This is a genomic window from Bradyrhizobium sp. B097, from assembly GCF_038957035.1.
GTDB lineage: Bacteria > Pseudomonadota > Alphaproteobacteria > Rhizobiales > Xanthobacteraceae > Bradyrhizobium.
In genome coordinates, this window is sequence record NZ_CP152412.1 from 348,565 (window position 1) to 365,127 (window position 16,563).

Annotated in this window: 13 protein-coding genes; 7 read left to right on the plus strand and 6 right to left on the minus strand. The window is 65.2% G+C overall.

Annotation, left to right across the window (positions count from 1 at the left end):
- Nucleotides 1-274: 274 nt before the first annotated feature.
- From AAFG07_RS01675 to AAFG07_RS01690, 4 genes are all read right to left on the minus strand, one after another.
- Nucleotides 275-3,427: an efflux RND transporter permease subunit gene (locus tag AAFG07_RS01675; RefSeq protein ID WP_342725724.1), complete on the minus strand. Its 3,153-nt coding sequence runs from the start codon at nt 3,425-3,427 to the stop codon at nt 275-277.
- A 13-nt stretch (nt 3,428-3,440) separates the two neighbouring features.
- Nucleotides 3,441-4,358 (minus strand): efflux RND transporter periplasmic adaptor subunit, encoded by a 918-nt coding sequence (locus AAFG07_RS01680; RefSeq protein ID WP_342725725.1) that lies wholly within the window; start codon nt 4,356-4,358, stop codon nt 3,441-3,443.
- A 256-nt stretch (nt 4,359-4,614) separates the two neighbouring features.
- Entirely contained in the window at nt 4,615-5,262 is a 648-nt protein-coding gene (locus tag AAFG07_RS01685; protein WP_342725726.1) for an OmpA family protein, read from the minus strand.
- Between the two features lie 140 nt (nt 5,263-5,402).
- Entirely contained in the window at nt 5,403-6,998 is a 1,596-nt protein-coding gene (locus AAFG07_RS01690; protein ID WP_342725727.1) for a caspase family protein, read from the minus strand.
- 389 nt (nt 6,999-7,387) lie between these two features.
- Between AAFG07_RS01690 and AAFG07_RS01695 the strand changes: the two genes are divergently transcribed.
- Both AAFG07_RS01695 and AAFG07_RS01700 read left to right on the plus strand, forming a co-directional pair.
- Nucleotides 7,388-8,194 carry an N-acyl homoserine lactonase family protein gene (locus AAFG07_RS01695; RefSeq protein WP_342725728.1) on the plus strand — a complete coding sequence of 269 codons (807 nt, stop codon included), beginning with the start codon at nt 7,388-7,390 and terminating at the stop codon, nt 8,192-8,194.
- Nucleotides 8,195-8,256: 62 nt separating this feature from the next.
- A complete protein-coding gene (locus tag AAFG07_RS01700; protein WP_342725729.1) occupies nt 8,257-9,138 on the plus strand; it encodes an NAD(P)-dependent oxidoreductase in 882 nt (293 codons plus the stop codon).
- A gap of 329 nt (nt 9,139-9,467) precedes the next feature.
- Here the strand turns inward: AAFG07_RS01700 and AAFG07_RS01705 are convergent, their stop codons facing one another.
- A complete protein-coding gene (locus tag AAFG07_RS01705; RefSeq protein WP_342729425.1) occupies nt 9,468-9,917 on the minus strand; it encodes a MarR family transcriptional regulator in 450 nt (149 codons plus the stop codon).
- A 287-nt stretch (nt 9,918-10,204) separates the two neighbouring features.
- Here AAFG07_RS01705 and AAFG07_RS01710 point away from each other — a divergent pair, with 287 nt between their 5' ends.
- From AAFG07_RS01710 to fahA, 5 genes are all read left to right on the plus strand, one after another.
- Nucleotides 10,205-11,830: an FAD-dependent oxidoreductase gene (locus AAFG07_RS01710; RefSeq protein WP_342725730.1), complete on the plus strand. Its 1,626-nt coding sequence runs from the start codon at nt 10,205-10,207 to the stop codon at nt 11,828-11,830.
- 9 nt (nt 11,831-11,839) lie between these two features.
- Entirely contained in the window at nt 11,840-12,076 is a 237-nt protein-coding gene (locus tag AAFG07_RS01715; protein ID WP_342725731.1) for a DUF2783 domain-containing protein, read from the plus strand.
- Nucleotides 12,077-12,104: 28 nt separating this feature from the next.
- On the plus strand, nt 12,105-13,061 hold the full coding sequence (locus AAFG07_RS01720) for an MBL fold metallo-hydrolase (RefSeq protein WP_173639538.1): 957 nt from the start codon (nt 12,105-12,107) through the stop codon (nt 13,059-13,061).
- On the plus strand, nt 13,061-14,407 hold the full coding sequence (hmgA, locus tag AAFG07_RS01725) for a homogentisate 1,2-dioxygenase (protein ID WP_342725732.1): 1,347 nt from the start codon (nt 13,061-13,063) through the stop codon (nt 14,405-14,407). The genes AAFG07_RS01720 and hmgA overlap by 1 nt, the downstream gene beginning before the upstream one ends.
- A gap of 207 nt (nt 14,408-14,614) precedes the next feature.
- On the plus strand, nt 14,615-15,886 hold the full coding sequence (fahA, locus tag AAFG07_RS01730; RefSeq protein WP_342725733.1) for a fumarylacetoacetase: 1,272 nt from the start codon (nt 14,615-14,617) through the stop codon (nt 15,884-15,886).
- Nucleotides 15,887-15,988: 102 nt separating this feature from the next.
- Here fahA and AAFG07_RS01735 read toward each other — a convergent pair whose 3' ends face one another.
- On the minus strand, nt 15,989-16,300 hold the full coding sequence (locus AAFG07_RS01735) for a DUF1272 domain-containing protein (RefSeq protein WP_342725734.1): 312 nt from the start codon (nt 16,298-16,300) through the stop codon (nt 15,989-15,991).
- Nucleotides 16,301-16,563 lie beyond the last annotated feature (263 nt).

The following is a 16,563-nucleotide window of genomic DNA, read 5'->3' on the forward strand; positions in this document are numbered from 1 at the left end:
CCACGCATGCCGATTGCTGGGCGATGCTGGAACGACGAGTCCCTTCAATAAGGTCCGCCGCGGAGTATGGGTCCCTGCTTTCGCAGGGACGACCCGTTGGGGGAGCCGCAGGGTCGCATCATAATTTCGGAATAATGGAAAATTACCCCTGAGTTGCCCGACGAGTCAAGCTGCCGTGTCGAACGCCGGCAGCTGCCGGCTACTGTGCATGGGGTTGTTTTCGATATTTTGGTGGGCACCCCTTCATCGTGCGCTGGCGCGCCGCGCCCCCAGCTCACTCCGCCGCAGGCGAGATCACGCTCGGCGGGCCGGGCGGCCGCTTGGTCTGGTCGGTCTGGTGCTCGCTCGGGGTCAGCTCGTGGTCGGCATGCGAGATCACGAGCCGCTTGCCGAAGCGCCAGATCAGGTTGCCGATATCGTCCATCACCATGAACATCGCCGGCACGAACACCAGCGACAGCACGGTCGAGAAGATCAGGCCGCCGATCACCGCGAGCGCCATCGGCGAACGGAATTCGCCGCCGGCGCCAAATGCAAGGGCCGACGGCATCATGCCGGCGGCCATCGCGATCGTGGTCATCACGATCGGGCGGGCGCGCTTCATGCCGGCGTCGATCATGGCTTCCTCGCGCGCCTTGCCGTTGCGGATCGCCTCCACCGCGAATTCCACCAGCATGATGGCGTTCTTGGTGACGATGCCCATCAGCATCAGGATGCCGATCCACACCGGGGTGGTGAGCTGCTTGCCAGTCAGCAGCAGCGCACCGATCGCGCCGCCGATCGAGAGCGGCAGCGAGAACAGGATGGTGATCGGCTGCAGGAAGGTGCCGAACAGCAGCACCAGCACGGCATAGACCATCATCAGGCCGGCGGTGATCGCGGTGGCGAAGCCGTCGGACAGCTCGGCGAGGCTCTCGGCGTCGCCGGACGGGCTGACCCTCACGCCCTTCGGCAGGCTCTTCATGACCGGCAGGTCGTAGATCAACTTGGTGGCGTCGCCGAGCGCGGCATTGCCGACGAGGTCGGCCGCGACGGTGGCCTGCCGCTCGCGGTCGTAGCGGTTGATGCTGGTCGGGCCCTGGTCGAGCTGGATGTCGGCGACGACGGAGAGCGGCACGCCGCCGCGCTCGCCACGCGCGCCGAGCGGCACCCGCAGCTGCTCCAGCATCTGCAAATCGCTGCGCGCATTGTCCTCGAGCTGGACGCGGATCGGCACCTGACGGTCGCCGGCGTCGAATTTCGCCAGCGCCGGGCCGACGTCGCCGATAGTGGCGACGCGGATGGTCTGCGACAGGCTTTCGGTCGAGACGCCGAGCCGCGCCGCGAGCTCGGCGCGCGGACGGATGCGCAGCTCGGGCCGGTCGAGCGCGGTCTCCGAGATCACGTTGGCGATGATCGGGATCCGCTTCATCTGCGTCGCCAGCTCGCTGGCGACGTTGTTGACGATGTTGCTGTCGGTGCCGGTGACGACCAGCGAGATGGCGCGCAGGCCGTTCTCGTCGAGGAACCAGAACCTGATGTCCGGGACGTTATCGAGCTCCTTGCCGATCGACAGCTCCAGCTCGCGCTGGGTGATCCTGCGGTCTGCCTTCGGCGTGTAATTGATGATCAGCGCGGCGCGGCGCACTTCCTGGATGCCCGGCGGCACGCGGCCGCCGTCGACGAACACGCTGCGCACCTCGGGCCGCTTGCGCAGGCGCGCCACGATCTCCTCGGTGACCTTCTCGGTATAGGCCAGCTGCGAGCCGGGCGGCAGCTCCATCGCGAGCAGCGAGCGCGCGGTGTCCTGCGCCGGCAGGAAGCCCTGCGGCAGCAGCGTGATGCTCCAGATCGACGCGGCGAACACCGCAAAGCCGATCAGCACGGTGATGTAATGGTGCTTCACCGACCAAGTGACGAGGCCGTGATAGCTGCGCAGGATGCGGCCGGGCGGCGGGTCGTCGTGGTCATGATGCTTGAGGAAATAGGCGGCCAGCATCGGCGTCACGAAGCGCGCGGCGAGCAGCGAGAAGAACACCTGCACCGACACGGTGATGCCGAACTGCTTGAAGAACTGTCCGGCGATCCCGGACATGAAGCTCGCCGGCGCGAAGATCGCGATGATGGTGAGCGAGATCGCGATCACCGCGAGGCCGATCTCGTCGGCGGCCTCGAGCGCGGCCCGGTAGGGCGTCTTGCCCATCCGCATGTGGCGGACGATGTTCTCGATCTCGACGATGGCGTCGTCGACCAGGATGCCGGTCGATAGCGTGATGGCGAGGAAGGAGACCAGGTTGAGCGAGAAGCCGAGCAGGTCCATCGCCCAGAATGCCGGGAAGATCGACAGCGGCAGCGAGACCGCCGCGATGATGGTGGCGCGCATGTCGCGCAGGAACAGCAGCACGATGATGACGGCGAGGATCGCGCCCTCGAACAGGGTCGAGATCGCGGCCTCGTAATTGCCTTTGGTGAATTCGACCGAGGTGTCGATCAGCTTGAGGTCGACGTCGGGATAGGCAACTTTCAGGGCGTCGATCCGCTTCTGCACCGCGGCCGCGACGACGACGTCGCTGGCGCCCTTGGAGCGCTTGATGCCGAGCGCCACCACCGGCTCGCCGTTGAAGCGGGCGAAGGTGCGCCGGTCGGCGATGGTGTCGGTGACGGTGCCGAGATCGTCGAGCCGGATCTCGCCGCCGCCGAACAGCGGAATCATCGTGCCTGCGAGCTCGTTCAGCGTCTTGGCGCCGGCCAGCGTTCGGATCGCCTGGTCGTTCTTGCCGATCTCGGCGCGGCCGCCGGCAACGTCGACATTGGTGCCGCGCAGGATCTGGCTGACATTGACCGCGGTGAGCCCCACCGCCTGCAGCTTGTCGGGATCGAGCGAGACCAGGATCTCGCGCTCGACACCGCCGATGCGCTCGACCTGGGCGACGCCGCGCACACCCTGCAACGCGCGCTTGACCACGTCGTCGACAAAATATGAGAGCTGCTCCGGCGTCTTGCCGGGCGAGATCGCCGCATAGGTCACGATCGGCAGGCCGATCACGTCGACGCGCTGGATCAACGGCTCGGTGACGTTCTGCGGCAGGTTGGCGCGCACCCGCGTCACCGCGTCCTTGACGTCGTTGAGCGCGCGGTCGGTGTTGGTCTCCAGCGCGAACTGGATCGTGGTCACCGACAGGCCGTCGGTGATCGAGGAGGAGATGTGGCGCACGCCCTCGACGCCGGAGACGCCGTCCTCGATGGTCTTGGTGACCTGCGACTCAAGTTCCGAGGGCGCGGCGCCGAATTGCGAGACCGCGACCGAGATCACCGGAATGTCGGCGCTCGGCAGCCGCGTCACGGCGAGCTTGGTGAAGGAGACCCAGCCAAGCACCAGCAGGATGATCGAGAAGACGATCGAGGGAAGCGGGTTCCGGATCGACCATGCCGAGATGTTCAAAGCCATTAGCGTGCCCGAATTAGCGTGATCGCGTGCGATCGAGTTCGTCGGCGAACATGGTCTTGATCTGGTCGCCGTCATGCAGCGAGGTGCCAGCATCGGCCACGACGATTTCGCCGACGTCGAGGCCTTCAAGGATTTCGGTCGAGGTGTCGGAGGTCAGCCCGACGCGCACCCTGCGGGTCTCGACGGTGTTGCCCTTCACGACCTGCAGGGTCAAGCGGTCGATCGCGGTGCGCGGCACCGCGACGCCGCAGGAGCGCTTGGCGTCGATATTGGCGCGCGCGAACATGCCGACCTTCAGCGTCGGATTGTTGTTGATGGTGATGCGGACGTGCCCGAGCTGGGTGGCGCGGTCGATCTGCGGTGAGATCTGGCGGACCTTGCCGACGATATCGGGCGCGTCGTCGCGGCTGATCCGGACATTGGCGCCGGGATTGAGCTTCAGCAGCTGGAAGCCCGGCACCTCGGCGTCGAGCTCGATCTCGTTGTTGACGGAGATCTTGAACATCGCCGGCGCCTGCGGCGAGGCCGGAGCGCCGGGCGCGGTGCGCACCTCGGTGACCAGGCCGGCAGCCGGCGCGCGCAGCACGATCGGCTTGGCATTGCCCTGCGCCGCCTGCTGTGGCGGCGGGGTCAACCGCACCAGTTCCTGGTTCTCGGTCACGATGTCACCCTCGCGGACCAGCACGTCGGTGACCTTGGAGCCGTCCTGGTCGACATTCACCTGCGCCTCGCGGCGCGGCACGATGAAGCCGGTGACGCGGACCATGTCGGAGAAGCAGGCATTGGTCGACTTCGTCACCACGACCAGCGCCTGGCCCGGCGTCTCCTTCTCCTCCGGATGGGAACGGTGCTCGAACGCGTAATAGGCGACAGCCAGCGCGAGGAAAACCACCGTGCCGAGCGCAGGCTTGAGGTATTGGGAAAAATTCATCGCCTGATCAATCCAGAGCTTGGCGCGTATCGACAGTGATTGTCTTGGGCGCTCGTCGAAGTCTTATCTCGCCGTCGTATTGTGTCGGCATCGGAAAGGCCGGGGTCCATTGTTCCGGATCATGCCCTGATGTCATGTGAGGCGGGTCACCTGTGGGCCGCCTTGGGGCTCGGCCCTAAAGCAAATGCGCCCCGCCGGGGTGCGGGACGCATTGTAACCTCAAAAAGGGCCCACGCCACCGCCCATCACCTCTAGATCACTTGGCGGCGGTGTCCTTGTTTTCCATGTTCACGACCTGCACGCGCCGGTTGACGTCCGCCATCGGGTGGCTCGGGTCCTTCAGCTTGCTCTTGCCGTAGCCGACGGTGACGAGATCGGTGCCGTTGATGCCGTATTTGTCGACCAGATAGCGCTTGATGGCGTCGGCGCGGCGCTCCGAGAGGCCCTGATTGTAGTCCTCGCCACCGGCGGCGTCGGTGTGGCCGGCGACCACGAAGGTCGAGCCCTTCAGGTCCTGATTGGTCAGGGCGCGGCCGAGCGCCTGCACCGACGGAAGCGACTTGGCGCTGATGTCGGCGGAGTTGTAATCGAAGTTGATCTCGAGATCGATCTTCGGCTTGTCCTGGACGATGGTCGCGATTTCCTCGCGCTCAGTCGAGGATAGCGAGCGGGTGGCGCGGCCACGGACGCTTTGCACGAATTTGGCCTGGTCGGCGTTCAGCCCGGGCGAGGTCTGCGGGCCGGCCGAAAGGCCGCGGGTCAGCGGCTTCTTCTCGGGCGTCAGTGCCTTGATGATTTGATCCTCGGTGACGTCACCAGCGCGGGCGGCCGCCATGCCGAACGACAGCACGGCGCCGACGGTCGCGATTGAAAGCATCGCGGCCTTTGCCGACGGCTTGAACATTTCGGTCCCTCCTGCGCCGGCCGGCGCGGTTCCATACAACTGTTCGGATTGATCGCGGGCATCGCTGCCCGGCGCGCACCCTCTGATTAGTCGCGCAATTTCATCAGTGGTTCGAGCCGCGGGCAGGCCTCGTTCATTTGTCACTGCACGCCGTAGTCGGCGAATTCCTTGACGATGTTCGGGTCCATCGCCTTGGCATTGGCGATGTCGAGATCGCCTTCCGCGACCGCGCCGTTGCGCTTCTTGGCAAGGCCGCGCCCGTACAGCGACGAGGTCAGCCGCGGGTTGATCTTCAGCGCGGCGTCGAAATCGGCGATCGCGTTCTTGTTCTGCCCGCCCTTCAGGTTCATCAGCCCGCGGCTGTCGAGCGCATCGACGAAATTCGGGCGCAGCCGCAGCGCCTCGTTGCAGTCCTTCAGCGCCGCCTGCAGGTCGCCGATCACGGTGCGGACCCAGCAGCGGTTGTTATAGGCCTCGACATCCTTCGGGTTCAGCCGCAGCGAATTGGTAAAATCCTTCACCGCGAGGTCGTAGGCGCCCTTGCTGGCAAAGACCTGGCCGCGGCGATACAGCGCAGCCGCGTCATCCGGGTTCTTGTCGAGCTTTTCGTTCAGGCCCTTGATCGTCGGATCATCGGCGAGAACAGGCGAATTGCTCGGAGCCGGCGTGGGCTGGATCACCACCGGCGGCGGAGGCGCGGGAGGCGGCAGCGCGATCTCGGGCGCTTTTGGCGCAGGCGGCGGTGCGGCCGGTGCTGTCGCGACCGATGGCTTCGGCGGCGCTGGTGGTGGAGCCGGTGCCGTTGCTGCCGGTGGCGTCGGGGCCGCCGCGGGCGGTACCGGCGTTGCTGCGGGCGGAACTGGCGGTGGGGAAACCGGCGGTGCCGTAGCCACCTCGGTCGATGGCGACGCGGCAGGCGCGGGCGCAGCATTGGACGGCGCCGGCGCGACGCTCGGATTGGCTGCGCCGCCTGGAGTGGCTGCGCCGCCCGGACTGAACGAGAAATCCTCGGCCAGCGACGACGAGATCCACGGCACCTGTTCCTGCCGCGAGGCCCGGGTGACGCCGACGCGGGTGCGGTTCAGCGTTTCCTCCGCCATCAGGTCGGGGGTGCGGATCTCCTTCAGCAGTTCCCGCACGAACAGGCTGCGGTCGCTGCCATTGTCCGAGACCACCGACGACAGCGCGGCCGAATACATCACCAACGTGCCGTTGGGGGCGATCACCGGGGCGAGCCCGGCCGAGAAGCTGCGGAAGCGGCGCTCGAACGGGTTGCGCCGCGAGGCGTCGACCAGGGCGATCTTCACCCCGGCGCCGCGGCTGTTGATCTCGCCGAGCACGGTCTCGAGGCTGAAGCCGTCGCGGCGGACGTCGGCCTCGGCCCAGATCTGGGCGTCGATCGGGATCATGTAGCTCTGCCGGTTCGACTGGATGCCGTAACCCGAGAAGAAGATCAGCGCGACCGAGCCGGGCTTGATCTTGCCATAGAGCCGGTCGAAGGCGCGGCGCATGCCGTCGCCGGTCAGGTTTTCGCCGACCTCGACGGTGAAGCCGTCACGCTTGAGCTCGTCGGCGACGTCACGGGCGTCGTTGACCGGCTCCTTCAGCGGCGCGTCGGCGTCGGGATATTTGGCGTTGCCGATGACCAGCGCGAAACGATCGCCAGCGGCGACGGACAGGGTGGGCGACGCGATTGAAAAAATCAGCGTGGCGAGCAAGGCAAGGCGGATTTTCATAATCGCAGCAAATCCAGATCGCGGCATTGCAGTGAAATGGCGCCGCTTTCGGCCTGCGCCCCGGGGACCTTACTCTAGCGAAAATCCATTATCAAACCACGGCCAAACCCCCGTCAACGGCTTGCTGCACCATCGCTTATTGCAGTGATATCAGCGAGACCGCAGTGCAACAGCACGCGGTCATGGCGGCCATCGCCAACACGGCATGGTGCCGGTTCCTATGGGCCGATAATGTGATTGCACTCACAGTGGCATGAGCTGACCCGTCATGCGCTCGTCGCACTCCGCGCAGTTTGACCTTTGCGCGAGGCGATGGCTTTGTGGTCGGGACGCCAAGCCAATCAAGAACAACCCGTTCAAAACACGTGCTGCCAACAAGAGCGAAACCGATGGGAAACGCCTACGAAATCTACGCCCTGCGCTATGCGACGATGTCGCCGCGCACGCCTCACCTCAACTTCCTGGTGCCCGATCCGCATGACGCCACGGCGCAGGATCTCGATTATTTCGTCTGGCTGATCCGCGGCCACGGCCGCGACGTTCTGGTCGACACCGGCTTCAACGCCGAGGAGGCCAAGGCCCGCGCCCGCAAGCTGACGCTCAACCCGGTCGATGCGCTGGCCGGTTTCGGCGTCAGCGCCGATGCGATCCGCGACGTCATCGTCACCCATCTGCATTATGACCACGCCGGCAACCTGGATCGCTTCCCGAACGCCAAATTCCATCTGCAGGAACGCGAGATGAGCTATGCGACCGGCCGCTGCATGTGCAACGGCATGCTGCGCCATCCGTTCTCCATTGAACACGTCACGCAGATGGTCCGCCACGTCTATGGCGAGCGCGTCACCTTCCATTCCGGTGACGGCGAGATCGCGCCCGGCGTCACCGTGCATCGCGTCGGCGGCCATTCCGATGGCTTGCAGGTGGTCCGGGTCGAGACCGCGCGCGGCCCGGTCGTGCTGGCGTCGGACGCCGCGCATTACTACGCGAACCTGCACAAGAAGAGCCCGTTCCCGATCGTCTACAATGTCGGCGACATGGCGCAGGGCTGGGAGACCGTCGAGCGGCTGGCCGGTCATCCCGACCGCTTCATCCCCGGTCACGATCCGATCGTCAGCGAGATCTATCCGCGCGCCAGCGACAAGGTCGATGCGTTCGCGCTGCATCTGGCGCCATCGCGATCGTTCGCGAAATAGCCTCGCCGATCGGGCGAGGCGTATCCACAACACCTCAAGAAGCGTCCAAAAGAAGAAGCGATATGACTGAATACAAGACTCTCGGATTCATCGGTCTCGGCGTGATGGGCGAGCCGATTTGCCGCAACCTGGTCAAGAAGAGCGGCAAGCGCGTCGTCGTGTTCGACCTGTCGACTGAGCCGCTGCAACGGCTACGCGCCGACGGCGCCGATGTGGCTGAAACGGTCGCTGACGTCATCAAGCAGAGCGATGTGCTGTTCCTCTGCCTGCCGAGCGCCAGGCATGTCCGCGCGGTGTTCGAGGGCGACGGCATTTTGAAGAACATCAGAAGCGGCCAGGTCGTGGTCGATCTCGGCACGTCTTCGGTCAGCCAGACCCGCGACTTCGCCGGGCAGTTGCAGGCCAAGGGCGCGGCCTGGGCCGACGCGCCGATCGCGCGCACCCGGCAGGCGGCACAGGACGGCACGCTCAGCGTGATGGTCGGCGCGGTGCCCGCGCTCTATGCCGCGATCGAGCCCTTGATCCGCTGCTTTGCCACCGACGTCACCAATTGCGGCGATGTCGGCGCGGGGCAGGTGACCAAGATCCTCAACAACATGGTGCTGTTCGAGACCGTGAACGCGCTGGCCGAGGCGGTTGCGGTCGCGAAGCGCAATGGCGTCGATCCGAAGCTCTTGCTGGAAACCCTGTCGAAGGGCTCGGCCGACAGCTTTGCGCTGCGCAACCACGGCATGAAGGCGATCGTGCCGGGCGTGTTTCCGGAGCGTGCGTTCTCGACCGAATATGCGCTGAAGGATCTGTCCTACGCGCTGGAGCTCGCCGCCGACGCCGGCATCAAGATCCGCGGCGCGGAGCTGATCGGCACGGTGCTGCAGGAAGCGATCGACAAGGGATCGAAGGATAATTATTTCCCGGTGATCGCGAAGCATATCGATCGGGCGTAGGGCAATATTTCACGCCGGCATTGCGCACGTAGTCCCATCACCGTCATGCTGAGGAGGCCGCGCAGCGGCCGTCTCGAAGCACGACGGCCCGACTATGGCCGTGCATCCTTCGAGGCTCGCTCCGCTCGCACCTCAGGATGACGGGTTTGGTAGCTATGCTCGTGTTGTTCTGGGACGCCAGCCAACTCCTGCCGTCGTCCTGGCGAAAGCCAGGACCCATAACCACAAATGTCCTTTGTTGCGCTTGGCTGGAACGACGAGTCTCGTTCACAACACCGGCCGCGGCGTATGGGTCCTGGCTTTCGCCATGACGACAGCGGAGTGTGAGGCTAATACACGTCCTTGGCGTCGGCTTCTTCGCTGGTCTGCACCAGTTCGAGGCTGGTCTCGACCTTGCCGAGCAGGCGTCCGAGATCGCGGCGCTCCTGTGCGGACAGGCAGGACAGGATCTCCTGCTCCTTGCGCAGCAGGCGCGGGATCAGCTCTTCGTAGAGTACCTGGCCCTTCTTCGTCAGGCGCAGGCGGAATTCACGGCGGTCGTCCGCGTTCTCGACGCGCTCGACGATTTCGCGCTCCATCAGCGCCGAGACCGCGCGGCTAATGGTTGATTTATGCGTGCGGGTGCAATGCGCGATGTATTGCGCGCTGCAGGGATCGCTGCGGAAACCCAGCGTCGCGAGCACCCGCCATTCCGGAATGTCGAGGCCGTAGCGCGCCTGATATTCGCTCGATAGCGCCGAGGACACCTCCGCCGCCAGCCGGTTCAGGCGGAACGGCATGAAGTGGAACAGGTCGAGACGCTTCTTGGTCGGCGCGATAGTGTCGCGCGCATCCGCTTCCACGGCACTGCGCGGCCGGGCTGGAGGCTGGCTTGCGGAGGTCCTGGCCAAAAATTCCTCCAATTTGAGTTGACGGCGGGGCCGACTGGGAGTTTAAGATAGTTGCAAGTGAGACTAATTTAGCAAGGTCGCGGCCGGCTCGCAAGGTCTTGTCGCAAGCCGGTCACACAAGCCGCAGTCCGTGCCACAGACAAGGGCCGGCGCCAGGGAACATCCAGGGTCAAGCAATGGCAGCCAACACGGCACAGGCCAAAACCCAGTTCGGCTATCGCCGTCACCCCGACCAGGAACGGTCCGGCGCCAACGTCGCCGAGCATCCGGTCGTGGTGGTCGGCGCCGGGCCGGTGGGATTGTCGCTCGCGATCGACCTCGCGCAGCGCGGCCAGCGCGTGGTGCTGCTCGACGATGCCGACCGGATCGGCGAAGGCTCGCGCGCGATCTGCTTCTCGAAGCGCTCGCTGGAATTCTGGGACCGCCTCGGGGTCGGCGACCGCATGGTCGAGAAGGGCGTGGTGTGGAGCGTCGGCAAGATTTTTCACGGCGCCTCGCAGCTTTACCAGTTCAATTTGCTGCCCGAGGAGGGCCACAAGCGGCCGGCCTTCATCAACCTGCAGCAATTCTATGCCGAGGCCTATCTGGTCGATCGGGTCGAGCAGCTGCCTGAAATCGATCTGCGCTGGCGCAACAAGGTGATCGCGCTGGAAAGCCGCAACGACGGCGTCGCGCTGACCATTGCGACGCCTGAAGGCTCCTATCAGGTCCATGCCTCCTTCGTCGTCGCCTGCGACGGCGCGCGTTCCTCGCTGCGCCAGATGGTCGGGGCGGACTTCGCGGGGCAGGTGTTCGAGGACCAGTTCCTGATCGCCGACGTCAAGATGACCGCGGCGTTCCCGACCGAGCGCTGGTTCTGGTTCGATCCGCCGTTCCATGCCGGACGCTCGGCGCTGCTGCACAAGCAGCCGGACGATATCTGGCGGATCGATCTGCAGCTCAATCCGGATGCCGATCCGGTGGCCGAGAAGCAGCCGGAGAATGTGCGGCCACGGATCGAACGCATGCTCGGGCACGACAAGTTCGAATTCGAATGGATCTCGCTCTACAAGTTCCAGTGCCGCCGGATGGCCAAGTTCATCCATGGCCGCGTGATCTTTGCCGGCGATTCCGCGCACCAGGTCTCGCCGTTCGGCGCGCGCGGCGCCAATTCCGGGCTCGAGGACGCCGAGAATCTGGCGTGGAAGCTCGATCGCGTGTTGCGCCGGCTGTCTCCGGAAGGCCTGCTGGAGACCTATCACATCGAGCGTAGCGCGGCGGCGGACGAGAACATCCGCGAGTCCACCCGCTCGACCGATTTCATGGCGCCGGTGACCCGGCAGGAGGCGCGGCTCCGCGAAGCGGTGCTCTCGCTTGCCAAGGATACCGAGTTCGGCAAGCGCATGGTCAATGGCGGCCGGCTGTCGGTGCCGTCGGTCTACGACACACCGCTGTCGAGCGGCGATCGCGACGACTGGCGCGGCGGCCCGCGGCCGGGCGCCTCGATGCTGGACGCGCCGGTAACCGAGCAGGGCGGCGGTTCTAGCTATCTGACCGATGTTTTCATCAGGCAGGGAACGCGGTTCACGCTGCTGGAGTTTGGCAACGGCGCTGCTGTCGACGTGCCTGACGGCGTCGGCAGCATCCGGGTCGGAGGCGAGGGCGGGCTGGTCGACGCCCAGGGCCTTGCCGGCAAGCGCTATGATGCCGAGCCCGGCACCGCCTATCTGCTGCGGCCGGACGGCTACGTCGCGGCGCGCTTCCGCAATGCGGCGCGGCCGGCACTCGATGCGGCGCTGGCGCGCGCCGCCGGCCTGAACTGAGGAGCAGTCATGGCGCTGTCGACCAGTTCGAATTTTGCAAAGCCCGACGACGCCTTTCGCGCCATCGTCGAGGCACATCGCGGCCTTACCGAGGCGCAGAGCGCCGATCTCGATGCCGCGCTGGTGCTGGTGCTCGCCAACCACATCGGCGATCTCGACGTGCTGCGCGAGGCGATCGCGCTGGCGAAGCGGCGGACGCTGGACGCGAGCCAGCAACAACAGCAGCAACAGCAGCAACAACAATAGCACTGATCAAACGGACAGGATTGAACTGATGGCCAAAGGTTTCGCATCGACCACGGATCTCGCGGAGAAGAAGGTGACCTTCTCCGAGATCGGAACCGATCTCTACGCCTTCACCGCCGAGGGCGATCCCAACACCGCCGTCATCGTCGGCGAGGACGGCTGCCTGGTGTTCGACGCGCAGGCGACGCCCGCGATGGCCAACAAGGTGATCGAGCGGGTCAAGACCGTCACCGACAAGCCGATCAAATACGTCGTGCTGTCGCATTATCACGCGGTGCGCGTGCTCGGCGCCTCCGCCTATCACGCGCAGGGCATCGTCGCCTCGCAGGAGACCTATCGCCTGATCCAGGAGCGCGGCCAGCAGGACTGGGATTCCGAGTACGGCCGCTTCCCGCGGCTGTTCCAGGATGCCGCGAGCATTCCCGGACTGACCTGGCCGACGCTGACCTTCGAGGGCGAGATGTCGATCTATCTCGGCAAGCGCGAGGTGCGGCTGATGCAGCTCGGCGCCGGCCACACCTCGGGCGATATCGTCGCCTGGGTGCCGGACGCCGAGGTGATGTTCTCCGGCGACCTCATCGAATATCACTCGGCCTGCTATTGCGGCGATGCGCATCTGCGCGAATGGCCGATGACGCTGAACGAGATCCGCGCCTTCAATCCGAAGGCAATCGCGCCGGGCCGCGGCGATGCGCTGAAGGGCCTCGAGACCGGACGCGATGCGATCGCGATGACCCGCGATTTCGTCACCACGCTCTACGGCGCCGCCGAATCCTCCGTCGCCAAGGGCCGCAGCTTGAAGGAATCGATGGCAGCGACGCGCGAGGTGATGGACCCGAAATTCTCGAAGTTTGCGATCTACGAGCACTGCCTGCCGTTCAACGTTTCGCGCGCCTATGACGAGGCGTCCGGGATCGACGATCCCGTGATCTGGACCGACAAGCGCGACCAGGAAATGTGGGCCGCCCTGCAAGGAGGATCATGATGAACATCAATACCTCGCCTGATCAGATCGTTCGCAGCTCGGGGCAAGTCACGCCGGGCTACATGTCCGGCTTCGGCAACAGTTTTGAGACCGAGGCACTGCCCGGCGCGCTGCCGATGGGGCGCAACTCGCCGCAGCGCTGCGCCTACGGGCTCTATGCCGAGCAGCTTTCGGGCTCGCCGTTCACGGCGCCGCGCGGCACCAATGAGCGCTCCTGGCTCTATCGTATCCGCCCGTCGGTGCGGCACTCCGGCCGTTTCGCCAAGGCAGATAGCGGGCTGTGGCGCACCGCGCCGTGTTACGAATACGACATGCCGATCGCGCAGCTGCGCTGGGACCCGGCACCGATCCCGAAGCAGGACATGACCTTCCTGCAGGGCGTGCAGACCATGACCACGGCGGGTGACGCGAATACCCAAGCCGGCATGGCGGCGCACATCTATCTCATCACCAAATCGATGGTCGATCAGCATTTCTACAATGCCGATGGCGAGATGATGTTCGTGCTGCAGCAGGGCAATCTGCGCCTCGTCACCGAGTTCGGCCGCATCGATGCCGAGCCGGGTGAGATCGTGGTGATCCCGCGCGGCGTTAAATTCCGCGTCGAGATTCCTGACGGACCGGCGCGCGGCTATCTCTGCGAGAATTACGGCGGCGCGTTCACGCTGCCGGAGCGCGGTCCGATCGGCGCCAATTGCCTGGCCAATTCGCGCGACTTCCTGACGCCGGTGGCAAGCTACGAGGACAAGGACACGCCGACCGAGCTCTACGTGAAGTGGGGCGGCGCGCTGTTCAAGACCACATTGCCGCATTCGCCGATCGACGTCGTCGCCTGGCACGGCAATTACGCGCCCTACAAATACGACCTGCGCACCTTCTCGCCGGTCGGCGCGATCGCGTTCGACCATCCCGATCCGTCGATCTTCACGGTGCTGACCTCGCCGTCGGAGACCGCCGGCACCGCGAACATCGACTTCGTGATCTTCCCGGAGCGATGGATGGTGGCCGACAACACCTTCCGCCCGCCGTGGTACCACATGAACATCATGTCGGAGTTCATGGGGCTGATCTACGGCGTCTACGATGCCAAGCCGCAGGGCTTCGTGCCCGGCGGCATCTCGCTGCACAACATGATGCTGCCGCACGGCCCCGACCGCGAAGCCTTCGAGCACGCCAGCAACGGCGAGCTGAAGCCGGTGAAGCTGACCGGCACGATGGCCTTCATGTTCGAGACCCGTTTCCCGCAGCGCGTGACGCAGCACGCCGCGACGTCGTCGACGCTGCAGGACGATTACTCGGATTGCTGGAAGGGGCTCGAGAAGAAGTTCGACCCGACCAAGCCGTAATCTTACCCTCCCCTGGAGGGGGAGGGTCGGTTCGCATGCAGCGAAGCGGAATGCGAAACGGGGTGGGGTGATCTCTCAACTCGGGCGGTGTGTTCGCGGATAGACCGTCACCCCACCCCGCCGCTCATTTCATTCGCGTCGACCCTCCCCCTCCAGGGGAGGGTGAAGAAGATCAGCTGTTGCACCAGATTGCATATCGGAACCACCATGACCCACCCCAACGACCCATCCCTCCGCTCCTTCATCGACGTCGCGCCGACCTCCGATTTCCCGATCCAGAACCTGCCCTACGGCGTGTTCTCGTCGAAGGACGGCCTTGCGCCGCGCGTCGGCGTTGCGATCGGCGACTATGTGCTCGACCTCTGGGAGCTCGAACAGGACTCGCGGCTCGATGTCGGGCCGCTCGGCGTGTTCTCGCAGCCGTCGCTCAACGCCTTCATGGCGCTCGGGCCAAAAGTGTGGTCGGCGACGCGGGCGCGGATCAGCGAGCTGCTGCGCGCCGATCATCCGGAGCTGCGCGACAACAGGGAGTTGCGGGCCCGGGCGCTGGTGCCGATGGCGGACGTCCGGCTGCACATGCCGTTTGCCGTTTCGGGCTACACCGATTTCTATTCGTCGAAGGAGCACGCCACCAATGTCGGCGTCATGTTCCGCGGCAAGGACAATGCGTTGCAGCCGAACTGGCTGCACATGCCGATCGGCTACAACGGCCGTGCCTCGACGGTGGTGGTGAGTGGCACCAAGGTGCGGCGGCCGCGTGGCCAGCTGAAGCCGCCGACCGCTGAGGTGCCGAGCTTCGGCGCCTGCAAGCGGCTCGACTTCGAGCTCGAGATGGGCGTGGTGGTGGGGCAGGCGTCGCCGATGGGCGAGATGCTCACCGAGAAGCAGGCCGAAGAGATGATCTTCGGCTTCGTCATTCTCAACGACTGGAGCGCGCGCGATATCCAGCAATGGGAGTACGTGCCGCTCGGCCCGTTCCAGGCGAAGGCATTCGCGACCTCGATCAGCCCGTGGGTGGTGACGCGCGAAGCGCTGGAGCCGTTCCGGATACCAGGCCCGGCGCAGCAGCCGGAGCCGCTGGCCTATCTGAAGCAGACCCAGCCGAACAATTACGACTTGCAGCTCGACGTCGCGCTGCGCGCCGGTGCGATGAACGAAGCGAAGACGATCTGCAGCACCAACTTCAAATACATGTACTGGTCGTCGGTGCAGCAGCTGGTGCATCATGCCTCCAGCGGCTGCGCGATGAATGTCGGAGATCTCTTGGGGTCCGGCACGATCTCCGGCCCCGAGAAGCACCAGCGCGGCAGCCTCCTGGAAATCAGCTGGAACGGCACCGAGCCGGTCGAGCTTGCCAGCGGCGTGACGCGCTCGTTCCTGGAGAACGGCGACTCGCTGGTCATGCGCGGCTGGTGCCAGGGCGACGGCTATCGCGTCGGCTTCGGCGAGGTTGAAGGCACGATCGTCGCGGCGGAGTAAGTTGTTTCCACGTCATTGCGAGGAGCGAAGCGACGAAGCAATCCACCTGTGCTCGTGCATGGAGAGGATGGATTGCTTCGCTTCGCTCGCAATGACGAAAGATCACCGCTCCTCGGGCCTAATATCCCTCAGCCGCGCCGTATTCGCCGCACAGTCCTCGAGGCTGTATTTCAGATGCACCCGCTTGTCCGACGGCGGCTGGTTCACGGTGCAGACACCCGGCCGCCACGGCTTGGCCGGGCGGATCGGCCGTGGCGCAAAGCCGCCGCCGCAGTTCGGGCAGACATTGCCGAGCTTGGTCTCGGCGCAGTCAGCGCAGAACGTGCATTCATAGGAGCAAATCCGCGCCTCCAGCGCGCTCGGTGGCAGGTCCTTGTCGCAATATTCGCAGTTCGGTCGCAGCTGCAGCGCCATGGCTTTCCTCTGATTCTTGGATGCCGCGGACACCGCTGCACCTCTCCCCTTGTGGGAGAGGCACAGGCCGCCTTCGGCGGCCGTCACCAGGAACGCCGAAGCGAGGCTTCGGCTATGTCACATCGCTAAATGTGATCCGGGTGAGGGGGCGCGGTCTCTCGACGGAGTGTGCTCGGCGGAGAGAACCCCTCACCCCAAACCTCTCCCACAAGGGGAGAGGGAGCCCACCGCCGATGCCGCGGCATCGAGCCGATTCATGCGAA

Excerpts from the sequence above, each read along its gene's own strand:
- AAFG07_RS01675 (WP_342725724.1), bottom strand. The coding sequence starts at position 3,427 with ATGGCTTTGAACATCTCGGCATGGTCGATCCGGAACCCGCTTCCCTCG.
- AAFG07_RS01680 (WP_342725725.1), bottom strand. The coding sequence starts at position 4,358 with ATGAATTTTTCCCAATACCTCAAGCCTGCGCTCGGCACGGTGGTTTTC.
- AAFG07_RS01685 (WP_342725726.1), bottom strand. The coding sequence starts at position 5,262 with ATGTTCAAGCCGTCGGCAAAGGCCGCGATGCTTTCAATCGCGACCGTC.
- AAFG07_RS01690 (WP_342725727.1), bottom strand. The coding sequence starts at position 6,998 with ATGAAAATCCGCCTTGCCTTGCTCGCCACGCTGATTTTTTCAATCGCG.
- AAFG07_RS01695 (WP_342725728.1), top strand. The coding sequence starts at position 7,388 with ATGGGAAACGCCTACGAAATCTACGCCCTGCGCTATGCGACGATGTCG.
- AAFG07_RS01700 (WP_342725729.1), top strand. The coding sequence starts at position 8,257 with ATGACTGAATACAAGACTCTCGGATTCATCGGTCTCGGCGTGATGGGC.
- AAFG07_RS01705 (WP_342729425.1), bottom strand. The coding sequence starts at position 9,917 with ATGCCGTTCCGCCTGAACCGGCTGGCGGCGGAGGTGTCCTCGGCGCTA.
- AAFG07_RS01710 (WP_342725730.1), top strand. The coding sequence starts at position 10,205 with ATGGCAGCCAACACGGCACAGGCCAAAACCCAGTTCGGCTATCGCCGT.
- AAFG07_RS01715 (WP_342725731.1), top strand. The coding sequence starts at position 11,840 with ATGGCGCTGTCGACCAGTTCGAATTTTGCAAAGCCCGACGACGCCTTT.
- AAFG07_RS01720 (WP_173639538.1), top strand. The coding sequence starts at position 12,105 with ATGGCCAAAGGTTTCGCATCGACCACGGATCTCGCGGAGAAGAAGGTG.
- hmgA (WP_342725732.1), top strand. The coding sequence starts at position 13,061 with ATGAACATCAATACCTCGCCTGATCAGATCGTTCGCAGCTCGGGGCAA.
- fahA (WP_342725733.1), top strand. The coding sequence starts at position 14,615 with ATGACCCACCCCAACGACCCATCCCTCCGCTCCTTCATCGACGTCGCG.
- AAFG07_RS01735 (WP_342725734.1), bottom strand. The coding sequence starts at position 16,300 with ATGGCGCTGCAGCTGCGACCGAACTGCGAATATTGCGACAAGGACCTG.